Here is a 21,108-nt window from a genome sequence, read left to right on the forward strand (position 1 = left end):
GATCCCTGCACAGAGCGGGCTGGTCCCAACGCAATGGATCGACCTCGGAAGAAAGAAGTGAAAACCAAATTCTAGCGCGATCCGCATCCGATACAATCAGTCAGCAAGGCAATAAATCAACAAGCCGCCAAGAGTTTCGGCTACGAGGGGGACGCCGAAAGTCTACGCGACTTCCGCTACCTCCTAACCGAAGATTGAGCTGACATGGACAGCTAGTAGTGGACTGAACCCTGGCGGGACCAGCTACGGGAAAACCGGGAAGTTATTTCGGGACAGTTCCTAGTTCCGGCAATCCAACATGTAGGCGGGTGGTTAACGAGAAATCCTGTTGGTTGACGAAGCTACGAAACACTCGAAACGCCGGGATTCGTCGCCTGCTCCACTTCGATTTATGACAAGCAACCCGCCGATCACGTTAGAGTCCTGTTAGCGTAAATTAGCGGTTTGCTTTACTCCGCCAACAAAACGCAAACCGCTAATCTCCACTAACAGAACGCTAACAAGAGTGTGGATGATTTTACTCGCGGGCGTCGAGTTCAAGGCGGCGGTAGATGAGAGCTTCCCGGGAGTGAACGACGCAACGTATTTGCCGACCGCGAGACTCGCAGCCCCGTCCGCTACGCCTTGGCTCGAAATAATCTGCTGTTCACCTGAACTGCATCATTGCCGGAACTTCGCGGCGTTTTTTCCGGCCTATTTCACAAACTCGCCAAATTGCACAAGAAAACTAAAAATGCCCTGGCCGATAACTCCGTTCTACAAAAGCTTGCTCAAAGGTAGACTGAGAGGATTGTGAGGGCTGGGTAGCCTTTGCCTGCACGAAAGGGTGATTTGTTTTGCTTAGGTACGTTGTAACGTGACCGGCAATGGATCATCCTTAGCGAAGAATTCAAAACATAAGCCGAGAATCGGACGGGCGAACCGCCCAGAGGATGATCGGCGTTCCAATTATTAGTCCAAACCGACTCACATCAGCAAGTTTCCAACAAGATTGGTCACCCACGTGGACGAAGTCCGCGCCGACTGAAGCATGTTACCCCCTTTTAACTCACCCGAGTACTTCGCTGCCCGACACGCCGCAATGCTGGCACAAGACGGATTCAAGGGCGTCGATGAGACAGATCCCACCGCAGCCAGAGGTCATGCGTACGGGCTACATAAAAGCCGTATGCTGACGACCGACTACCGAACTCGATTAAAGAGAGGCAGCGTGGACGTTACACCTCATGAAGTCATCGATTGCTTACGAGCAGCCGGCGTCAAAGACTGGGTCTTGATGGGTTTGCATGGATACGTTGGCTATCTGCCGATGCCTCGCGCGACCCAAGACGTCGATGTGATGGTTCCCTACAGCCAAAAACAGAAAGCCAAAAAAGCGATCGCCACGCAGTGGCCAATGTTGACGATCGTGGAACTTTCGCAAGTCATTCGTTTCTTAGACCCAGAAGACTTGGACCACGACGGCAAACCGCAACCGGTGATCGACATCATGCTGCCCTGGAGCCCCTTTCAAGAAACCATTTTGAAAGAGTGTGTCATCGAGGATGAAGAAACCGGTAGCCGCTATCCCAATATCGAAGCCGCGATCGTATCCAAGTACGCACCGCTGGTATCGCCCTATCGAACAATCGAAAAGAAAGAGCAGGACTCCAGCGATCTAAGAAAGATCGTTAAAGGCAGCCCAGCCGAAGACCTTGACCATGATCTCATCCACCGCTTAGCCGACCAGGTCTGGGAAGGCGGCGGCGATGAACTACTGCACTTCATCCAACTAGCCCTTGATGGCAAACCTTTCCCGATCTAGCGGTTAGCGACAGTTAAAAATCAGAGTTCGTTGTAGTGGATCATGCAAAAGATCCCACAGCGAAAGGATCTTTAGCAAGATCCACTGGCTTGAAAATGACCTGTCCCAATCCACTAGCGATCTCTTTCACTTAATCGCAACCACCATTTCCTTTTCTCAAATCTCTTGAAATACGTCCGTCACCTAACGTCCATCTCTACCGCCCTTTCGGCCGTGATCCTGGCACTGCTGCCAATCTTCGTCGCGATCGACTTTGGCGGTGTGCTTTGGTGGACCCAATACGTTGCTGGACTTGCGATTGTCGCCGCCTTCGTGCTGGCGTTACCGTCATTGGTAGACTGGCACCGCCACGCGCGACCTCGTCAATTGCTGGTGATCATCCCGCTGTTGCTGTGGCTGGCGTATTCATTCTTCCAGACCATCACATTGCCGCCGTCACTCGTCGCAGTACTAAGCCCCGGATCTCACGCCGCTTACACTGAGTGGTTAGAACCGATTTTGCCAGCGACGAAACTGCCGGGCAGCTTTCCGATCTCGATTTCGCAAGATGACACCGTTCACGCGGTCGCACTCTTTGGAATACTGTTCATTCTTGCTTGGACATCACTTCGCGTCTTCAACACCCGCAACCGTCTGATTGGACTGCTTTCGTGTGTTGCGATCACGGGTGCTACCGTGGCAATCCTTGGGGTCGTCGGCTTGATGCTTCCCGAGATCCCATTCTTCGATGGAATGGACAGCCACTTTTCCACATTCGTCAATCGCAACAATGCTGCGTTGACAATGAACCTGGGAATGGCAGCCAGCTTGGGATTGTTGTCTTGGAGACTTTCTGCGCTGACCGGACAAGAACTAGACGGCGAGGAGTTTGAGTTTAATGATCTACTTGCATTAACAAGCGACCGCAATTCGGCAGTGGGTGTGATTTGCGCTCTGCTTTGCATCATCGGACTTCTCGTTTGTGGATCGCGTGCTGGTTTGGCGACTGTCCTGTTCGCAAGCCTGCTTTCCCTCGGTTGGGTCCGAAAACGAAGAGGATTTAGCACCATCCCAGTCGTTTTGATCACGACTGCGATCCTCGCGGCCCTTTTAACAGTTCCATTGCAGTTGGATCTGGAATCCATCCAGCGAATGAAGTTCTTCTCCGATAGCGCTGAGACGATCCTCAACGACGGTCGCTTTGAACATTGGCCAGAAGGCTGGCAAGCCGCCATGGCCCACCTCCCCGGTGGCTCCGGCTTAGGCACCTACAATTACGCCTATCTACCGCACCAAATCGAAACGCCGAAGGCCTGGTTCGTTCACGCCGACAACCTTTGGCTTGAATTGTTGGTGGAACAGGGTTTCGTCGGAATCGGATTTACCTGCCTGCTGTTCGGCGTGCTGATTTGGTGCCTTCACCGAATGTCATACTCGCATGATGCGTTTGACCACGGCCTTAGAGTGGCTGGATGGTATTCAGTCGGAGCGATCTTATTCTCACAGTGTTTCGATTTCGGTTTGATCATCCCGGCGAACTTGGTTCTTTGCATCCCGATCCTCGCGGCGGTCGTTACACGATCAGTCGAGTCAGACCTCATTGCACCCGACGCATCGACCAAAACTGAAAACATGTGGTCACGATTCACCGCAAGTCAATCGTTTTCGCTCAGCATGCTTGGCCTGCAGTGCGTCGGTGTACTGGGCACATTGATAGCCGCTGCAACCTGCACCGGTGTCCTTCATAACGATGCGGTGGTCGATACCTTTAAACGAACCGCCGAGTATCAACTGCAATCCTCCGGCCCGGGATCCAGCTCAATCGAAGATCTGGGCAAAGAGATCCAATCGTTTAACGATTCGCAGCCACATTCTGTCTTAATCTACAGCTTATCGCAAATTGAACATCGTCGGGGCCGTTTGGCAGAAGTGGTTTCAGCAAACCCTGAAGACGTTGCGCAAGCGAGAGCGATTTACGAGGCGACTTCACCAAAAGTCAGACGCTTGGCCGGTAAAAGTCCTGAAGGTTTTGTCGCCAAATTCCCAGCGGAATTATCGAAGTTAAAACTCACCCAACTGCCCGACGAATACCAGACCGCAATCAGACTTAATCAGTCCATGCTTGCCCGTACGCCGCTTAGCCGCGAAGCACGAGCGGGCCTGCTGTACCTCGACTTTGCAAGCGATGACTTAGCAAGCGATCCGGCAATCGACCAAGCAATCGATACCCCAGCATTGCTAAAACAGCTTGGCGAATTGTATCGATCGAACCCTCGGCAGTTGTTGGCGATCGCAAACCTCGCCGCGCAAAGCCAATCCAACGAGCTGGCGATCAAATTCTGGAAATCGGCAATCGATCAGATGCCCCAATTGACAGTATCTGCGATGAACACGATCAAAAATTACAAATCAGTCAGCCTAATCGACACACTACCCGAGGACCGAGTAGTGATGCGAAAAGCTGCCAAGCGAGTCATCCAAACCCGCGATAAGGGCAACGCAGACTCTGTGCCCGGCATGGTGGCGTTGTTTGATTGCGATCAATGCGAAAACTCAGCCGACGAAGCCGCTTGCCTGGTGCTCGCAGCAGACGCGATGGTATTCGCAAGCAAAGACGAGGACGCGTTGCCGTACTATGAACAAGCACTAGAACTACGCCCCTCGAACGTTTCGATGCGAATGAAGTACATCGCCGCCCTCCGGCGACTCGGGCAAGGCAGCGACGCCCTAAAACAAGCCCGCCTGGGTCGCCAAATCGTCCCTGGGGAAAAGCGTTTCGACACCGTCATTAAACAAATGGCCCAGCTAGAAATCGATCAATTGAATCAAGGCTCCAATCCCTAATGCGTGGCTCTAGCAACGCATCAATATCAATCGAAGTAGCGGATGAGGTTACACATCCTGAGACTTCAAACGGCCACTGAACACTCACGATACCAGGAAAAAGCCGAATATCGAATCGTGCGTCCAAGACTCTTATTAGCGTCCAGTTTGCGGTTTCAATTGCGGCAAAACGATGGAAGGGCAAAACGATACCAAGTACGACTCAACATCGTTTTGCCCTCCCATCGTTTTGCCCATTCCCCAACACCTTTGCGTCCCCGCGTCTCTTGCGACTCTGCGTGAACCTCTTCCCCAGAAAACCTCCTCGCGCAACCCGCACCGCTTCTTAAAACCAGAAATCAACCACGGAGTCACAGAGAACCACAGAGCCAAAACACTCACTCAAAAATACCAAGCACCTTCTCTGTGTTCCTCAGTGCCTCTGTGGTAGCCCCGCATCATCTTTCGCCAACAATTTTTTGCCAATCTCGTCCTGCCATACATGATCTCATCGTCCCCTAAACGCAATTCTCAAGCACCACCACATCAGACAAACCAGTCAAGGCAAAGCCTGAGATACTAAACCACTAATGGACGCTAATAAAACGCTAATAGAGACGGCTACAGATTTGCTTAAGCCCCCGTCCAAGACTCTTATTAGCGTCCTGTTAGCGAAAATTAGCGGTTTCAATTGCGGCAAAACGATACCAAGTACGACTCAACATCGTTTTGCCCCCCAATCGTTTTGCCCATTCCCCAACACCTTTGCGTCCCCGCGTCTCTTGCGATTCTGCGTCAATTTCTTTCCAACACACAATCCAACCAAAGCCGTGAAGGGCTTTAAACTGTTTAACCGCGTGGGCATCGCCCCGCGCGTTCGGGGAAGCGCGACGCGCGGGGCGATGCCCACGCGGCTAAACGAACTAACACGTGTTTTCCCGAACCAAAACTCTTCACGGCGTCGCGATCCACCCCAAGCGACCGCTACGCCCCGACATCAAAACAATTCAAACTCCAATTCCGTACCTAACACCTTTCTCCCCTAAACCCAATTCTCAAGCACCACCACATCAGACAAACAAGTCAAGGCAAAGCCTGAGATACTAAACCGCTAATGGACGCTAACAAAACGCTAATCAAAACAGCAACAAATTTGTTGAAGCCCCCGTCCAAAACTCTTATTAGCGTCCTGTTAGCGAAAATTAGCGGTTTCAATTGCGGCAAAACGATGGAAGGGCAAAACGATACCAAGTACGACTCAAAATCGTTTTGCCCCCCAATCGTCTTGCCCATTCCCCAACACCTTTGCGTCCCCGCGTCTCCTGCGACTCTGCGTCAACTTCTTTCCAACACACAATCCAACCAAAGCCGTGAAGGGCTTTAAACTGTTTAACCGCGTGGGCATCGCCCCGCGCGTTCGGGGAAGCGCGACGCGCGGGGCGATGCCCACGCGGCTAAACGAACTAACACGTGTTTTCCCGGACCAATTCGTATCGAACCGCTCAACAATTTTCACACCCACCAATTTTCAGCCCCAGAACACTTACCGGTGGCTGGTTGCAAAACGCCAGACAAGGATCGCGTGTCGATGATTTTCAAAGAACGATCCCTTACCTTTCACGAGTTTGCGATGAACCAATCGGTTCCCTTATCGTCAATACAGGATGCGGTACTGGAGTTCATGCAGGACCGCGAAGATTCCGCCGTGTTCGGGGCCCAGGCCGTCAACGCGTATGTCGATGAGCCTCGAATGAGCCAGGATGTCGATATTTTGACAATTGACGCTGAGAAATTGTCCGAGGAGATACGATCACTGTTAAATGACCGATTCAACATTGCCGTGCGAGTTCGATCAGTCGCAAGCGGAAAAGGATTTAGGGTTTACCAGATCAGCAAGCCGAAGAACCGCCATCTCGTTGACGTTCGTGAGGTCTCCCAGTTGCCGCCTTGTCAGCGCGTGGAAAGAATACTGGTGCCCACTCCACCTCAGCTAATCGGACAAAAGGTCATCAGCATGGTGAGTCGATCCAGAACGGCGAAAGGAATGACAGATATCGCTGATTTAAGAAGGCTTCTTTTGATGTTCCCTGAACTAAAAACAGATCATGGCGCCGTCGAGGATGCGTTGAGAGAATCCGGTGCCGACGAAAAAGTCTACCAAAGCTGGCAAGAACTGGTCGCGCAGGAGATTGAAGTCGAAGACGATGACGCTGGGTATTAGTCACGGTTCCGCCAAGACCAGCCATCTTCTGCCCCATTTCGTACCAAAAGCTCTCTCTGCCGTGCCGCGCAATTGTATCAATCACGAAACACACCAACGACACGAAACAAGCCCCATGCTCTCTCCTGAAACACTCGAAGCCTATCGGCAGATGACTCCCAGCGAGCGTTTGGTTTTAACGCTAGCGATGATGAAAGAAAGCGAGCCATACTTACTGCTGGGGTCATCAGCACAGGTTTCCCGAAAGTTCCAAAGAATCAACGAGCAAAACGATGAACGCAATTCAGCGATGCTAAGCCAATTGGCGAGATCCCAACGCCTGGACCATGATTGAATTGGCCATGAGTGAACTAGAACGGACGCTGTTCGTGATCACATCGCTGTTAACGCAATCCGGATACGAATATGCGGTGATGGGTGGCTTGGCCGTTCGGGTCCACTCCATCCCACGTCCAACGCACGACGTTGATTTGACTGTCACCATTGATCGTAGCGACCTACCAAAACTCTTTGCCTCATTGGAATCGCTGGGGCACACCATTGCGGGTTCGTATCAACGCGGCTGGGTGGATGAAGTCGGAGGCATGCCGCTGGTCAAGGTCAGGACTTATTTGAACGAATCAACAGGCATCGATATTGACATTTTTCTCAACGAGACAGAATTCCAGAAGTCCTATTTGGCTCGTCGTATTGAAGTGAATATTGGCGAGAAGTCGCTGTGGGTGGTAACCCCCGAAGACTTGATTTTGCTTAAGCTGTTGGCTTCGCGTCCTCGTGACCTACTCGATGTGGCCGACATACTATTTACCCAGGGCCAGCTCGACGAAGTCTACATGCAACACTGGGCAAAGGAGCTAGGCATCATTGATCGACTAAAGGTTTCGTTTAAAGATACCTAAGAGTCTCATTTGCAACCCACAAATTTCACACCCAAATCCAAAGTACTGTTTCTTCAAACCAGAAATCAACCACGGAGTCACAGAGAACCACAGAGCCAAAACACTCACTCAAAAATACCAAGCACCTTCTCTGTGTTCCTCAGTGCCTCTGTGGTAGCCCCGTATCATTTTCCTGCCAACAATTTCTTGCCAATCTCGTCTCGCCATGCACGATCTGATCATCCCCTAAACCCAATTCTCAAGCACCACCACATCAGACAAACAAGTCAAGGCAAAGCCTGAGATACTAAACTGCTAATGGACACTAATAAAACGCTAATAAAAACAGCAACAAATTTATTTAAGATCCCGTCCAAGACTCTTATTAGCGTCCTGTTAGCGAAAATTAGCGGTTTCAATTATGGCAAAACGATGGAAGGGCAAAACGATACCAACTACGACTCAACATCGTTTTGCCCCCCAGTCGTATTGCCAATTCCACAACACCTTTACGTCCCCGCGTCTCTTGCGACTCTGCGTCAACCTCTTCCCCAGAAAACCTCCCCGCGCAACCCGCACCGCTTCTTCAAACCAGAAATCAACCACAGAGCCACAGAGAACCACAGAGCCGAAACACTCACTCAAAAATACCAAGCAGCTTCTCTGTGTTCCTCTGTGCCTCTGTGGTAGCCCCGTATCACTTTTCTGCCAACAATTTTTTGCCAATCTCGTCCTGCCATACATGATCTCATCGTCCCCTAAACGCAATTCTCAAGCGCCACCACATCAGACAAACCAGTCAAGGCAAAGCTTGAGATACTAAACCGCTAATGGACGCCAACAAAACAGCTACAGATTTGCTTAAGGAACGTGCGACTTTTATAGTCGCCTTTCGCTCCGCGAAAGCAGCGGATTCGCTACTTTCGCGGAGCGAAAGGCGACACTAATTTCCCGCTCGTTCCTAAGATCCCGTCCAAGACTCTTATTAGCGTCCTGTTAGCGAAAATTAGCGGTTCGACTCGATGGGCCAAACCACATTCACTACCAACAATTTCCCGACCTATTCCTCGCACGACCAATACCGTATCACTCAAATCGTTTTGCCCTCCCATCGTCTCGCCCATTCCCCAACACCTTTGCGTCCCTGCGACTCTGCGTCAACTTCTTCCCCACAAAACCTCCCGCGCAATCCGCGTCGCTGAGCCAGACGATAAGACCGCTACGCATGGCCCCAACGCACCCCAATCACTGAATACCGACCGACATTTCCCTAGAAATCGTCTCATTCCCAATCAAACTGCCCCTCAAGGTCGCTGTGAAATCACCCGTAACCATTAACAAGTTTAAAACTCCGTCAGTCACCCACGTGGACGAAGTCCGCGCCGATCAAATTACGAAAACTCTAAATTCAGCCCATGGATCACGTAAATCGCAACAAATGCAATCTAGAAGAGACGATCCTCGGTTCCGACGAATCAGAAAGCTCTCAGCCCACATGCACCCCAGACCACCAATTCGGAATCAGGCAGCTTTTTTATCAAAGGTCCGAACTTCCACAACCCGATTAGCGTCACTGAGCGGTTTCACTGCTGCCGAGAGAACGCAAACTTCAAGCCAGAGCGTTGTCTCGGAGTTTGAGATTTTGATCGCAAACATTTATCAATCGAATGCGAACCAAACCAAACGCAAGTCAGCTTAAAAAACAATTGAACTGTGCTGGCGGGCCGTTCGCGTCGAGAAGAAGCTGTTTTTTTTGGCGTTCTTCTTACAAACGCCAGCAGGATGGTACCTGACACCTTTCCCACCTAAAAGCCACGGGGAAGAACGTCGCAAACGGTGCCTGACATCTTAACTTATTGCTATTCCGAAGAACAAATAAATTGCCGAATCCAATCTTAGTAACTGGATGTGCCGGTTTCATCGCGTCAAGAACATGTGAAATGCTGCTTGATGACGGACACGCCGTCATCGGCGTTGACAACATGAACGATTATTACGATGTCCGGCTCAAGCAGTATCGACTTGAGAGGCTTGAGGATCGCGATAACTTTGAATTTCGTCGGCTGGATGTTGAGTCCACTGGTTGCATTGACAGACTGTACGCGGAATTTGAATTTGAAACCGTTCTGAATTTGGCAGCTCGAGCCGGTGTCCGATACAGCATGGTCAATCCAACGGTCTACATGATGACTAATGGAATGGGCACCCTGAACCTATTGGAGGCCATGAAAAAGTATGGCGGTAAGAAGTTTGTCTTGGCTTCTACAAGTTCTCTTTACGCTGGGCTGCCAATGCCGTTCTTAGAGACTCTGCCTGTCAACACGCCCATTTCGCCGTATGCTGCCAGCAAGAAGTCCGCAGAAGCAATGGCCTACACTTACCAACATCTTTATGGCATTGATTCAACAATTTTAAGGTACTTCACGGTATACGGCCCTGCTGATCGCCCCGATATGGCAATCCATCGTTTTATTCAATGGATCGATAAAGGAGTTCCAATCAAGTTGTACGGAGATGGTTCCCAATCGCGAGACTTCACCTACGTCGATGACATTGCGAAAGGGACGATCGCTGCGATGAAGCCGCTGGGACACCAGGTAATCAATCTCGGCGGTGGCAACAACCCGATTGAGCTCAAGGCCGTTATCACAAAAATCGAACAACTGCTGGGCAAAAAAGCGGTTATCGAACATCTACCGATGCATAAAGCCGACATGATCTCAACTTGGGCGGATATCAAGAAAGCTCAATCCCTTCTGGATTGGCAACCTGTCGTTTCACTGAATGACGGTTTGGAACTTTGCGTGACATGGTACCGTGAAAACTTGCCTTGGAGCTCGCAAATACAACTCGGCACGGCAAACTAGCAATTCCATCTACGCTCGCTATTCCAAGTCCTCCTTGCTTTGAAGTAACCATTTAAAAATTGGATAAGTCCCGAACTCTAATACTAAACTCTTTAGCCAATGCCGTGAATTTATTCTCGAGCATCGCGATCGGGGTCGTGATAACGCCGTTCTTGATCGCACAGCTAGGCGTGGATGGATTTGGACTGTTCGCGACGATAGGCGCTTCCGGATTTTTATTTGGAATCTTCACGACAACGATCAGTCAAAGCATATCGCGCGAACTTTCGTTTTCCCTTGGTCAGCAAAAGAGCGATCTGCTTTCGAGGGTGTTTTCGACCATTTTCACAGTGCAGCAGTTGGTGGCTATTGTTTTTTGCGGAGCTTTTTTTCTATCTGTCCCAAGGATCCTAGACACGATCCAAATACCGACTGGCTGGGAACTCGCGTGTGAAATATGCCTCTATATCCAGGTCGCAAAGTTTGGTTTAGCTATTTGCACAAGTCCTTTCCGCTCACTTTTCTATGCCCATCAACAGCATGGTTTTCTTGCGATCACAGGCATTTTCACAAGTTTTGTGAGACTTCTTGCATTGGTCGCGGTCGTTTTTATTGAGGGAAACCCGCTATTGGTTTACGTCAGTAGCGTTTTCTTTTTCAGTCTTCCTGTCGACATGGCAACGATCTTGTTTGCCAGAAAGAGATTCCCAGAGACTCGATATGAATTTTCCAACTTTGACACAAAAATCTTAAAGTCCATTCTTAACTATGGGGCGTCTTCTTTCCTATTGACGATGAGCTACCAGATAAGGAACCAAGGCTTAATTCTCTTTTTCAACGTATTTTTTGGAAACGCTGTCGCTGCTGCACAAGGTATTTCGAATCGCGTGAACAACGTCATTCGCTCGGGCTGCCAAGTTTTCGCCAACTCACTGCAACCAGCGATCACGTCAAGTGCTGGAGCCGATGACAGTCTGTTGACGTTTCGCCTTTCAAATTTAAACAGCGCAATTTCATCGGTAGTAGCCATTACCTTGGTAACCCCTTTCCTTGTAGATGCTGAGGCTATTCTAAGAATCTGGCTGGGAGAATACCCGGTTCTCGCCCCAACTTTTATTCGAATTGTCTGTTTAACAATCGTGACAACCCAAATTAGTATCGGCCAAGCAGCTGCCATGCATGCTCACGGAAGAATCGGCCTATACGTTGCCATAACTCAATTGGCAATTCTTGTCCCGTTTCTCGCCTCGATGGGGTTTGTCTATTTCAAATCGTTGAGTGCAGCATACGTCTTATTCGGTGAGCTGGTTGGCATCGTCGTCGTCGCTCTTTCGCTCCAGATCATTTGGCCGCAAGTTCAGTTTTCGTTCCCTACTAAGCTCTGGTTAACCGATGTGGTTTTCCCTGTCCTGCTAATGATCGTAGTAACTACTTTCCTCAGCCTTGTCCTTTCAATCGCAGTACCAAGCGGCTTGGCAAGGGCATCCACGCTAGGGATTTGCGTTACTCTGGTCGGAGCCCTTATCATCTTGAGAACTGTTTTTTCGTTGGACGAACGTGCAAAGTTTTTAGAAATAATATCAAGAATCGCTAAATCTTCGAACTGAACGAGAACTTGGTCAAGTTTTCACTTGTGACTAGATCAAAGAAACCTTATTCGAAAATACAACGGTGACACGCAGCTTAGAAATCCCGCCGGTCTCATGCCTGTATTTTCCAACGCCGATCCTGGGGCTTAATAAGCAACAAAACAATAGATGACCTTTCCTTTTTTTCCCAGTTGACCGAATACGAGTAACTGTGTGAGCGACTTCGGCTTGATTGCTCGGAACACGCGGGAAGGCTTTGAGTTGTAATGGGGCTTATGAGCCGAATTTTATGGCACTATTTTGCAAGCTAACGATTGGAGACATCATGAAACAAACTGACTCAAACAAAGAGGAGCACTTTGGTGGCTGAGAGAATATCGCCGGATTCACCTTCATTCAAAAACAGTTGGTTTCGACTTCGGAAAGGCTTTATTCCGTGGGTTTCATTTAAAGGAAATCCTTACCGGAAAGCATTTTTTCGAAGATATGAATGGGTGAGTCAATATTCTGATGGAGTACGTGTTCTAGATGTCCCATGTGGAATGGGTTGGGGCACTTCACTGATAAAGGGCAGCAGTGAACTTGTTGGGATGGATCTGGCGGAGGATGCAATCTCTGAAGCGCAAAACAGGTATGGTAACCTCGCCCGCTTCATCCTTGGTTCGATGGCAAGTTTTCCGTTTGAAGAAAATTCATTTGAAGTGGTTGCGTGCCTCGAGGGAATTGAGCATGTGCCACAAGACGTTGGGGATCAATTCATACACGAATCTCATCGAGTCCTTTCGAAGAATGGTCTCCTGCTTATCTCTTCGCCTCACACCAAGAGCGGTCAGCACAGTGGAAACGAATTCCATATCTACGAGTACTCAACGGAGGAAATCCGACGAAAACTCGAAATGAAGTTTAATGTAATTGATTTTTACCAATTGCCCGTCGGCAACTTGATCGTCGATTATTTCACATGTTCAAAGAGCAGTAGTTGCGACACTGAAAACATCACAAACAACCAGAATTAGTGAATCTCAAATTGGAAATAGAAGACACTCAATATCTACAAGACGGAATAAAAGACAGCTTGGGATGCGTGCGCTCGTGGCATCGAGGTTATTTCAACGACGCTTTTATTGGACTTTATTCGGACGGTGAGCCGAATCTCATGGCGACATCTTTTGCGATTCTTGGTGCTGAATGCTGCGGTGTCCTCGATCAGCTAAGTACAAACTCCAAGGCGAACCTGGTCGATAAAATCCAAAAGTGTCAAGACAAGAACAGCGGATTCTTCAAAGCCTTTGATATCAAGCGTAATGAACTTTCGAGCCACAGCGCTACTTACATTAGAATGCAAACGACTTACTTTGCGATCCACGCCTTAGATTCGCTTTCGGCTAAGCCGTGTTATCCCATCCCGATGCGCAGTGAGTTAAGAAATACTGACTATTTAAGAGGTTGGATCGATAGCGGTGACTGGAGCAATCCGTGGCTGCACAGCAACAACATCATGTTTGCATTGACGTTCTTGCAAACAGATCCTGCATTCTTAAATGATCCGCACGAATCAGATGCCGCAAAGGCGTTCGATTACATCCTTGACTATTTAGATGCGAGGCAAGATCCGGTTTCAGGTTTGTGGCAGCCCGATGATGAGAGAGAAGATCGTAACGCGGTATTTGCAGCGTATCATTTCTTTCCCTATTACTATTTCCGTAACCGCACCGTCCAATATGTAGAGCAAATAATAGATACCCTTTTAACGATGATCCAACCGGATGGTTTTTTTGGTTATGGAGTTGGCAAGAGCGGTGCCTGCGAAGATTTGGATGTTATTCACTCCCTGATTCTGATTGCGTCATCATCTGAGCATCGAAAAAAAGAAGTAGAATCAGTTCTGCGAAAAACATTATCGTCGCATTTTGCGATCCAATCAGAAGATGGCGGTTTTCCAAATTACCTGAAACACAAAGTACCGTTAAAGAAAATCGTTAGGAATCCTCGACTGATCAAAGCGAGAATCTTCCCGCAAAGGTGCTGGCGTTATAGCGGTTGGAAACGATTAGCTTGTCCCTACGGGGTTTCCGACACGTGGGGTGGCTGGTTCAGACCTCTCAGTATTCGATTGATCGCTGATTATCTGTTTCCGAACACTCAGCTATCTCAGCCAGGGAAGTACCGACAGTTGCCTGGGTTGGGTTGGCATTTCAGTTCGCAAACGCTTGCCAAGTGACTGTGAGAGGACGGTTGAGCCTCTGATGATTCGTGTGACCGATTCTGGAAACCATTTTGAATAAGCATTCCATTACTGCAATTATCCCGGCATACAATGCCGAAGAGTATCTCGCGGAATCGATCGAATCAGTGCTTGCGCAGAATCGCCCAGTCGAGCGAATCATTGTTGTTGACGATTGTTCGTTAGACCGTACGCCAGATATCGCTCAAAGCTATTCTAAAGTGCTCTATCTGCGAACGCCAAAGAACTCTGGCCACGCAACCGCTCGTAACATTGCAATCGACCATGTCCAAACTCCTTTGACTGCGTGGATCGACGCTGATGATCTTTGGGAGCCTGAACACTTAGAAACCGTAGCCGCGTTACTTGACGAACACGAAGAAGCTGGAGTCGCTTGCTCACCAGTGATTAGATTTGGTGCAAGCAAGGGCGTCCAAGGTTGCATTTTCACGGACAATAAACCAGTCAACGCTGTTGATGAGTGTTTTCATTCGACTTGCGTTCCCGCGATGTCAGCAGTCACACGAACTTCCACAACAAAGGCCGTCGGAGGGTTCGATCCATCTTACCGCTACGCGCCAGATTTCGATTTTTGGCTAAGAATGTCACTCCATTGTCCGTTCATTTCAGTTCAAACACCAACTGCTAAGTATCGTTGGCACTCTCGGCAGATTAGCACAAACACCTCGGGCTTACCGGTAACGATGAGGCAACGCGAGTCGATCTACCGCAGCAGGTTTCATTTTGCAAACGGTGACATAAAAGGAACTGAGGGTTTCGACCTCGAAAAGTACCGGAGATGGATTCGGGAATTCTACCAGCAAGATCTACCATTGATCATAGCGAACTCCTCCCCGGAAGACTGCCGGAAATTCGATCAGATTGCGGGCAATTACGTGCCGGGAAGTGAAGCACTCAGTTTTCGACGGGCATTACTCGGGGTAACTCCAAAAATTGCTATTCGCCTGTATTTAAAGGCCCTTCGTGCCAAAGCCGAGTTCGCTTGATCCTGCATTCCCAGCGGTTGCCAGAAAATCGCTCAGACACTTCGATCGTAAGCTCGTAGGAATTATTCTGTGATTGATATCCGTTGCAGAAATTTTCATTGCCCCAATGAATAGAACACCAAACCCTGGGATTTCGATTATCGTCTGTTGCTATAACAGCGAACAACGAATCGTAACGACGCTTGAGCATTTGGCGAGGCAAAAAATGAATTTGGGGGTCGATTGGGAGGTCGTCCTTGTCGACAATCGATCGGCTGACAAGACAGTTGATATAGCAAGTCGAAAGTGGACAGAACTGGGCGATCCAGCACCACTCTCGATTGTTTTTGAAGAGCAGGCTGGACTGTCATTTGCTCGAAAAAAAGGAATTGCTAGCTCAAGTTTCGATCTCCTAATTCTTTGTGATGACGACAACTGGCTTGATGAACAATATGCCCAAATTCTGTTCGATATTTTTGAAGCGGATCAAGAAGTTGGAGCATGCGGAGGCTTGGGGACATCAGTAACCAGCAAAAGCATCGATGTCCCTCAATGGTTTCTAAAGTTTGAGCATCAATACGCCGTTGGGTCTCAGAACACTGGTGAAGGAGAGGTTAAACGCGACTGGGTTTTTGGTGCTGGCATGGGAATTCGCCGCGATGCCTTGAATCACATCGAGAACAACGGATTTGTAAGTTTGCTAAAAGATCGGACGGGAGCGTCACTTTCGTCTGGCGGCGATGTTGAATTGTGTTACGCCCTCAGACTCGCTGGCTACAAAATTTGGTATTCGCCTCGATTAAAATTTAAACATGAAATCCCCGAAGCGCGGCTGACATGGGCATACATCACAAATCTAATGACCAGCAAAGGTCAAGCAATTGATGGTCTTCAACCGTACAGGAATGCCATTTCGGGAAGCATCCAGCAGAAAGCTCCACACTGGATCCAAATTTTGATGTTTAGACTGTTGAAACATCTGATCGCTACATTGAAGCATCTGGTCAGCCTTGGAGAGAGTCGCCAGTCCAGGCATCTGAGCAGGCTTTCGTCCAAAGGAAATTTGCAGAGTATCTTGAAACTCAGAAGTCGTATCAGAGCCAACTATGAACAAGTATTTCGACTGTCTGAAAATCTGAAGAGTAGTAGAAAAGGCGAGTCTTGCCGGCCACTCTTACCGCTTGACCGTGTAACGCACAAAATCACGAAACGAGTATCCGTTGATGATGAATCTGTTTAAGCAATTAGCAGTAAATATGTTGCAACGAAATGGTTACGCCATAACCAATATAAAACGTAGGAATGTGAGGCCAAAGGATTTAAGACATGGTCTCTTTCACCTGCTTCGTGAGATGGGTTTTCGCCCAAACCACATCGTAGACATTGGAGCCAATCGTGGACTGTGGACTCGGGACGCTGTCGATTTTTTTCCACAATGCCAATACACGTTGCTGGAACCGAACAAGCAACTAGTTCCCCATTTTGAAGACCTACTCGAAAAAGACAATGTGAACTGGATTGAAGCAGGAGCTGGACGAAAGAAAGACACACTGCGTTTCACCATTGCTGAACGCGACGACTCAAGCAGCTTTGTCATTTCGGATGAAGAAGCCCTCAAAAGAAACTTGCAACAGGTCGAAGTTCCGATCTACAGCCTCAATGAGTTGATAGCGGAAAGAAACCTACCCATTCCGGAATTGGTCAAGGTTGACGCTGAGGGGCTAGATGTAGACGTTCTGAATGGAGCAACCGATTTGATGGGGAAAACAGAGTTTTTCCTGGTGGAAGTCGGCTTTGCCCCGGCTAGTGAAGAAACTTCGCTGCGAAACGTCGTGAACGTTATGCATGACTTTGGCTATTTGCCTTTCGATATCACCGAAAACAATCGTTCGGTGAAATCTCGTGTTCTCTGGCTGTGTGAGTTCTGCTTTATCCGAAAGGATTCAGAACTCCTAAAGGGATTGCAGTACAGCAATTAGCGGATCCTTTCACTTGTCCAAAGTTGTCATTCTGATATTCCATCATTCGGCCCATTTGAAATGGTTCGAGAGGATATCACTGCTGCAATGCTTCAATGTTTTGGGTGATCATCCGATTCGCTTGGTTTGCCCTGAGGGAACCAATGTCGACGAGTTCAGAAAGCTTGTTCCAGAGATCGAAGTGGATCCTGTACCGGCACACTGGATGAATTCAATCCGCGAATACAATCGCATGAAGGTTTCGCCATCGCTTTACAATCGCTACCGAGATTATGAATACATGCTCACCTATGAGCTTGACGCGTTTGTGTTTCGAGATGAACTGGCGCAATGGTGTGAGCAAGGCTACGATTACATCGGGGCCCCGTGGGTTACCCGAGATGAAGATGGCGAACCCGAATTGACGGGGGTGGGCAATAGCGGCTTTTCGTTGCGGAACATCCAGTCGGCGCTGAAAGTAATGAACTCGTTCGGTTGGGTCAAAAGTCCATGGGGATCGGCAAAGCGGTCTTGGGCTCGCGGACAAAAGCTGCAAGCCCTCGGAAAGCTGTTGGCGATGACGACCATCTACAACAATACTCACCGATGGTTGATGCGTTTCTTTATCGATCACGAAGATGGATTTTGGTCGAGCGTGGGCCACAGAAGGCCTTCGTTCAAACTCGCCAGCAATCAAAAGGCTCTAGCTTTTTCGATCGAAAAGGAACCAGCATGGTTCCTTGAACAGCTTGGTGGAAACCTTCCGTTTGGATGCCATGCCTGGCAAAAGTACCAGCCGGATGCATGGCGGCGGCATATTGAGGCATGTGGCTACGATTTCCCGGATGCGAAAGGGGCAGGCGTCAGCGATGGCTGACCCAACGCATGAAATTCTCTTTAAGCCCTGGTTTGCCTAATATTGATCAAGTTTTTTTGATCAGCATTTCCGGATTTGAATCACCGTGAATACAAAAAGTGATATTCTCATCGTCGAGCCAGACCATGGTGGCCATCGCGTCAACCATGTGGGCATCATTACGCGGCACCTGCGATCCAAGGGTATCGAACCTAGATTGTTGACTAGTGCAAAAAGCAGAACCGCAGGTGCATTTGACCAATTTGAGTTGACGACCTCTTGTTTTGACGAAGAAACGAAAACCGCGATTCCAATTTACACTCGTGTGCTGCCCAAACTCCTACGCCAACAATTCATGATCTTTCAGAAGATCTCCGAGCACTTGCAGTCGATTCGAGACACAACAAGATGTGCGATTTTCCCAACGCTTCAAGCCTCGGGCTTGATAGCAGCAGGCGTGGATCGGGAAGGCTTTTCAGTTCCTTGGGTCGGAGTCGTCATGGCACCTGGAGCTCATCTGCGAGAATGCAGCATCAAGACTCATCACTGGGCGGCCGAGCTTTGGTTGCAGCGAAAAGCTTATCGAGGCTTAGTGAAGCAGTCCAACTGCCTTTGCATTGGTTCGTTTGATCCACTTTTTGCTCAGTGGATGAATGATCCCAAAGTGGTTTACTGCCCCGACCCCGTTGAAATTACTTCATCGGAGAAGGAGCACACGCTCGTAACGAACACTGATCAACCTGTGGTTCTAGTCGCCGGTTCGATAGATAAACGAAAGTCTGTTTGTGAACTGGCAGCATTGTTGGAAGAAGTCAGTCGAACCAGCCCGCTTCATTTGGTTATTGCAGGAAAGCCAAGTGAAGCAATCCGTGCGAAACTTGAAAGCTCGCCCGCCATTAAATCGCTACAGCAAACCAATAGCATTGACTTGATTCTGCGCAGGCTCACGGACTTTGAGATGGATCATCTCTTTCAGCGAGCCGATATCGTTTGGTCGGGAAACTTGCGAGCTTATGGATCCTCCGGTGCGGTCGTTCGGGCGGGCATGCATGGCAAACCGGTTGTGACGATGAAAAATAGTGTGCTGGGGAACTGGATGGAAGGCGTTGGTGGTGGTCCCGTTGCAGATTTGAACTCAGCAACAGAACTGCGGGGCCTCTTTGAAAAACTTGTCAGTGACCCCGTGTACCGAAGGTTGCTAGGAGAGCAAAACTATCATCTCTTCGGTGGAAACACGGAACTAAATTATTGCAGCGTACTGCTAAATCAGATCGGACTTACAAGACCTTTGCCAAAGGTGGCTTGTGCCAAAGATTAATTCGCATCAAAGAAAGTCAGACCGCAATGGCTCAATGTAGTGTACATGCGGTGTTGCCTCGCACCGGTCTAGCGAATCGCCTGTTGGTCTGGGGGCGTGCGGTTGTTTACGCTCGACGATACGGGCTTCCTATTTACACGCAGGGCTGGGGGCATGTTCACATTGGTCCTTTGTTGCGTCGAGAGAAATCGATTCGCTACTACGGAAGATTCTTCACATGCCCTCGATCCATAAGGGGGGCGATTCGTCTGAAGCGGAACAAGGTGTTCCAATCTCAAAAAGTATTCGTAGAACCTGAGTTCAATCAACCACCTCCAGAAAATGCCAAGTGCGTCATTTTTAAGGAAGTGCCTTCAAAAAACGATTACTTCAGAGACCTTCGTGGCCATGAGGACTTTATTTCAAGCGAATTTTTCGGCTCGGTACGGGAACGCTGGAAGCGCCGGTTATCGCCCAAAACGGATCCTTTCATCGCCCTTCATGTTAGGCGAGGGGATTTTGGCATCACCGGGATTCAATTAAGTCCCGAATCGTATTTCACCACGACACTTTCACGTCTTAGAGCGAAAACAGGAATTGAAAAAGCTGTTGTCTTCTCCGACGCACGTCCAGCAGAACTGGTCGAGCTTTCGGCAATCTCACAAGTATCCTTTGCCGAACATGGCAGCGAGATTCTGGACCTTTTGGAAATGTCACGTGCAGACATCATCGTCACGTCCCTGCGAAGCACGTTCGGTTATTGGGGAGGTTTCGTTTCCAATGCATCAATTATCTTGGACCCCGAACATGATTTCGGAGCGATCCGTGCTGGCAACGGGCGATGGTTTGAAGGCAACATCGATCAGTTTGAATCCTATGTAGAAAAATCAACTTAGTAGCCTTTAGTTTTCGTTCGCAGTCCTGCTACTTTCTTCCGTTGAGTAACAGGACACAACGACACTCTTGTTTTCCAAGAATTCGCATATTCTAATCAAAATAGATCACAAAGATGAACCGTCAAAAATCTGACCTTGCAGCTCTTGCTGGACATGGCAAGGACTTGTGGAAGCTTTTTCGTTTCGATGTCGCCAACCCTCACAGCTGGTCCAAATATCGGCAACTCAAGGCAGTTGGGCGTCGCACGGGAGCTAAAATGTTGATCGAAACCGGTACCTTCCTTGGAAACACTTCTATGAGATGTTCCAAAGCGTTCGATCAGGTCGTCACCATCGAACTAGATCCCGAGCTCCATCAACGAGCGAAATCATTTCTCTCAACTAGAAGAAACGTCGAGTGCATTCTTGGCGATGCGACCAAAAAACTGCCTGAAGTTTTAGTTCGGGAAGAATGCAGTCAAGCGGTTGTTTTCCTTGACGGACATTTCTCCAGTGGCGAGACAGCGCATGGTGATGTCCCCGAACCTGCATGCGAACTGCTGTCAAGTCTTGGTCAATTCAAGGACAAAATCTGTGCGATTGTCGTCGATGATTTCCGATTGTTTGGAGTCGAAGCGGGCTGGCCACGAAAGTCTGAGCTTTTGATCGCAGCAGAAGAAATTTTTGGTGACTATCGCCTAGCCGTTCATCTCGACCAACTTCTCATTGAACGGATCTCAGCCAACTGAATTCACTGAACATGGAAGACGGA

General features: G+C 49.0%; 16 protein-coding genes. All 16 read left to right on the forward strand.

Annotated features, from left to right (window positions below; translation table 11 throughout):
* Nucleotides 1-1,030 precede the first annotated feature (1,030 nt).
* The 16 genes from RC85_RS11795 (at nucleotide 1,031) to RC85_RS11880 (ending at nucleotide 21,085) form a co-directional block, all read left to right on the forward strand.
* The gene (locus RC85_RS11795; RefSeq protein WP_149752737.1) at nucleotides 1,031-1,804 is read left to right on the forward strand and encodes a hypothetical protein; all 774 of its coding nucleotides are present in this window, start codon (nucleotides 1,031-1,033) and stop codon (nucleotides 1,802-1,804) included.
* Nucleotides 1,805-1,969: 165 nt separating this feature from the next.
* On the forward strand, nucleotides 1,970-4,627 hold the full coding sequence (locus tag RC85_RS11800; protein WP_157593918.1) for an O-antigen ligase family protein: 2,658 nt from the start codon (nucleotides 1,970-1,972) through the stop codon (nucleotides 4,625-4,627).
* A gap of 1,567 nt (nucleotides 4,628-6,194) precedes the next feature.
* Nucleotides 6,195-6,827: a nucleotidyl transferase AbiEii/AbiGii toxin family protein gene (locus RC85_RS11810; RefSeq protein ID WP_068262915.1), complete on the forward strand. Its 633-nt coding sequence runs from the start codon at nucleotides 6,195-6,197 to the stop codon at nucleotides 6,825-6,827.
* Nucleotides 6,828-6,942: 115 nt separating this feature from the next.
* Entirely contained in the window at nucleotides 6,943-7,161 is a 219-nt protein-coding gene (locus tag RC85_RS11815; RefSeq protein WP_068262856.1) for a hypothetical protein, read from the forward strand.
* Between the two features lie 7 nt (nucleotides 7,162-7,168).
* Nucleotides 7,169-7,726, forward strand: a complete 558-nt coding sequence (locus tag RC85_RS11820; RefSeq protein ID WP_160148117.1) for a nucleotidyl transferase AbiEii/AbiGii toxin family protein — start codon at nucleotides 7,169-7,171, stop codon at nucleotides 7,724-7,726.
* A 1,859-nt stretch (nucleotides 7,727-9,585) separates the two neighbouring features.
* Nucleotides 9,586-10,572: an NAD-dependent epimerase/dehydratase family protein gene (locus RC85_RS11830; protein WP_200836759.1), complete on the forward strand. Its 987-nt coding sequence runs from the start codon at nucleotides 9,586-9,588 to the stop codon at nucleotides 10,570-10,572.
* A 104-nt stretch (nucleotides 10,573-10,676) separates the two neighbouring features.
* On the forward strand, nucleotides 10,677-12,158 hold the full coding sequence (locus RC85_RS11835; protein ID WP_068262865.1) for a lipopolysaccharide biosynthesis protein: 1,482 nt from the start codon (nucleotides 10,677-10,679) through the stop codon (nucleotides 12,156-12,158).
* A 344-nt stretch (nucleotides 12,159-12,502) separates the two neighbouring features.
* The gene (locus RC85_RS11840) at nucleotides 12,503-13,156 is read left to right on the forward strand and encodes a class I SAM-dependent methyltransferase (protein ID WP_149752738.1); all 654 of its coding nucleotides are present in this window, start codon (nucleotides 12,503-12,505) and stop codon (nucleotides 13,154-13,156) included.
* Nucleotides 13,156-14,361, forward strand: coding sequence for a prenyltransferase/squalene oxidase repeat-containing protein (locus RC85_RS11845; protein ID WP_068262868.1), 1,206 nt, complete (start codon nucleotides 13,156-13,158; stop codon nucleotides 14,359-14,361). Before RC85_RS11840 ends, RC85_RS11845 begins: the two co-directional genes overlap by 1 nt.
* Nucleotides 14,362-14,417: 56 nt before the next feature.
* Nucleotides 14,418-15,371 (forward strand): glycosyltransferase family 2 protein, encoded by a 954-nt coding sequence (locus tag RC85_RS11850; RefSeq protein WP_068262869.1) that lies wholly within the window; start codon nucleotides 14,418-14,420, stop codon nucleotides 15,369-15,371.
* A gap of 106 nt (nucleotides 15,372-15,477) precedes the next feature.
* A complete protein-coding gene (locus RC85_RS11855) occupies nucleotides 15,478-16,590 on the forward strand; it encodes a glycosyltransferase (RefSeq protein ID WP_084422588.1) in 1,113 nt (370 codons plus the stop codon).
* Nucleotides 16,574-17,329 carry an FkbM family methyltransferase gene (locus tag RC85_RS11860; RefSeq protein ID WP_068262875.1) on the forward strand — a complete coding sequence of 252 codons (756 nt, stop codon included), beginning with the start codon at nucleotides 16,574-16,576 and terminating at the stop codon, nucleotides 17,327-17,329. Before RC85_RS11855 ends, RC85_RS11860 begins: the two co-directional genes overlap by 17 nt.
* A 13-nt stretch (nucleotides 17,330-17,342) precedes the next feature.
* Nucleotides 17,343-18,185, forward strand: coding sequence for a DUF5672 family protein (locus RC85_RS11865; RefSeq protein WP_149752742.1), 843 nt, complete (start codon nucleotides 17,343-17,345; stop codon nucleotides 18,183-18,185).
* A gap of 85 nt (nucleotides 18,186-18,270) precedes the next feature.
* Entirely contained in the window at nucleotides 18,271-19,482 is a 1,212-nt protein-coding gene (locus tag RC85_RS11870) for a glycosyltransferase (RefSeq protein WP_149752743.1), read from the forward strand.
* A 50-nt stretch (nucleotides 19,483-19,532) separates the two neighbouring features.
* Nucleotides 19,533-20,357 (forward strand): alpha-1,2-fucosyltransferase, encoded by an 825-nt coding sequence (locus tag RC85_RS11875; RefSeq protein WP_162273198.1) that lies wholly within the window; start codon nucleotides 19,533-19,535, stop codon nucleotides 20,355-20,357.
* Nucleotides 20,358-20,653: 296 nt separating this feature from the next.
* Entirely contained in the window at nucleotides 20,654-21,085 is a 432-nt protein-coding gene (locus RC85_RS11880; RefSeq protein WP_162273199.1) for a hypothetical protein, read from the forward strand.
* Nucleotides 21,086-21,108: the final 23 nt, after the last annotated feature.

This window comes from Rubripirellula obstinata, assembly GCF_001642955.1.
Classification (GTDB): domain Bacteria; phylum Planctomycetota; class Planctomycetia; order Pirellulales; family Pirellulaceae; genus Rubripirellula; species Rubripirellula obstinata.

What these genes read in the sequence shown, in the direction of transcription:
- RC85_RS11820 (WP_160148117.1), top strand. Translation starts at nt 7,169, where the DNA reads ATGAGTGAACTAGAACGGACGCTGTTCGTGATCACATCGCTGTTAACG.
- RC85_RS11855 (WP_084422588.1), top strand. Translation starts at nt 15,478, where the DNA reads ATGAATAGAACACCAAACCCTGGGATTTCGATTATCGTCTGTTGCTAT.
- RC85_RS11815 (WP_068262856.1), top strand. Translation starts at nt 6,943, where the DNA reads ATGCTCTCTCCTGAAACACTCGAAGCCTATCGGCAGATGACTCCCAGC.
- RC85_RS11810 (WP_068262915.1), top strand. Translation starts at nt 6,195, where the DNA reads ATGATTTTCAAAGAACGATCCCTTACCTTTCACGAGTTTGCGATGAAC.
- RC85_RS11795 (WP_149752737.1), top strand. Translation starts at nt 1,031, where the DNA reads ATGTTACCCCCTTTTAACTCACCCGAGTACTTCGCTGCCCGACACGCC.
- RC85_RS11860 (WP_068262875.1), top strand. Translation starts at nt 16,574, where the DNA reads ATGATGAATCTGTTTAAGCAATTAGCAGTAAATATGTTGCAACGAAAT.
- RC85_RS11880 (WP_162273199.1), top strand. Translation starts at nt 20,654, where the DNA reads ATGAGATGTTCCAAAGCGTTCGATCAGGTCGTCACCATCGAACTAGAT.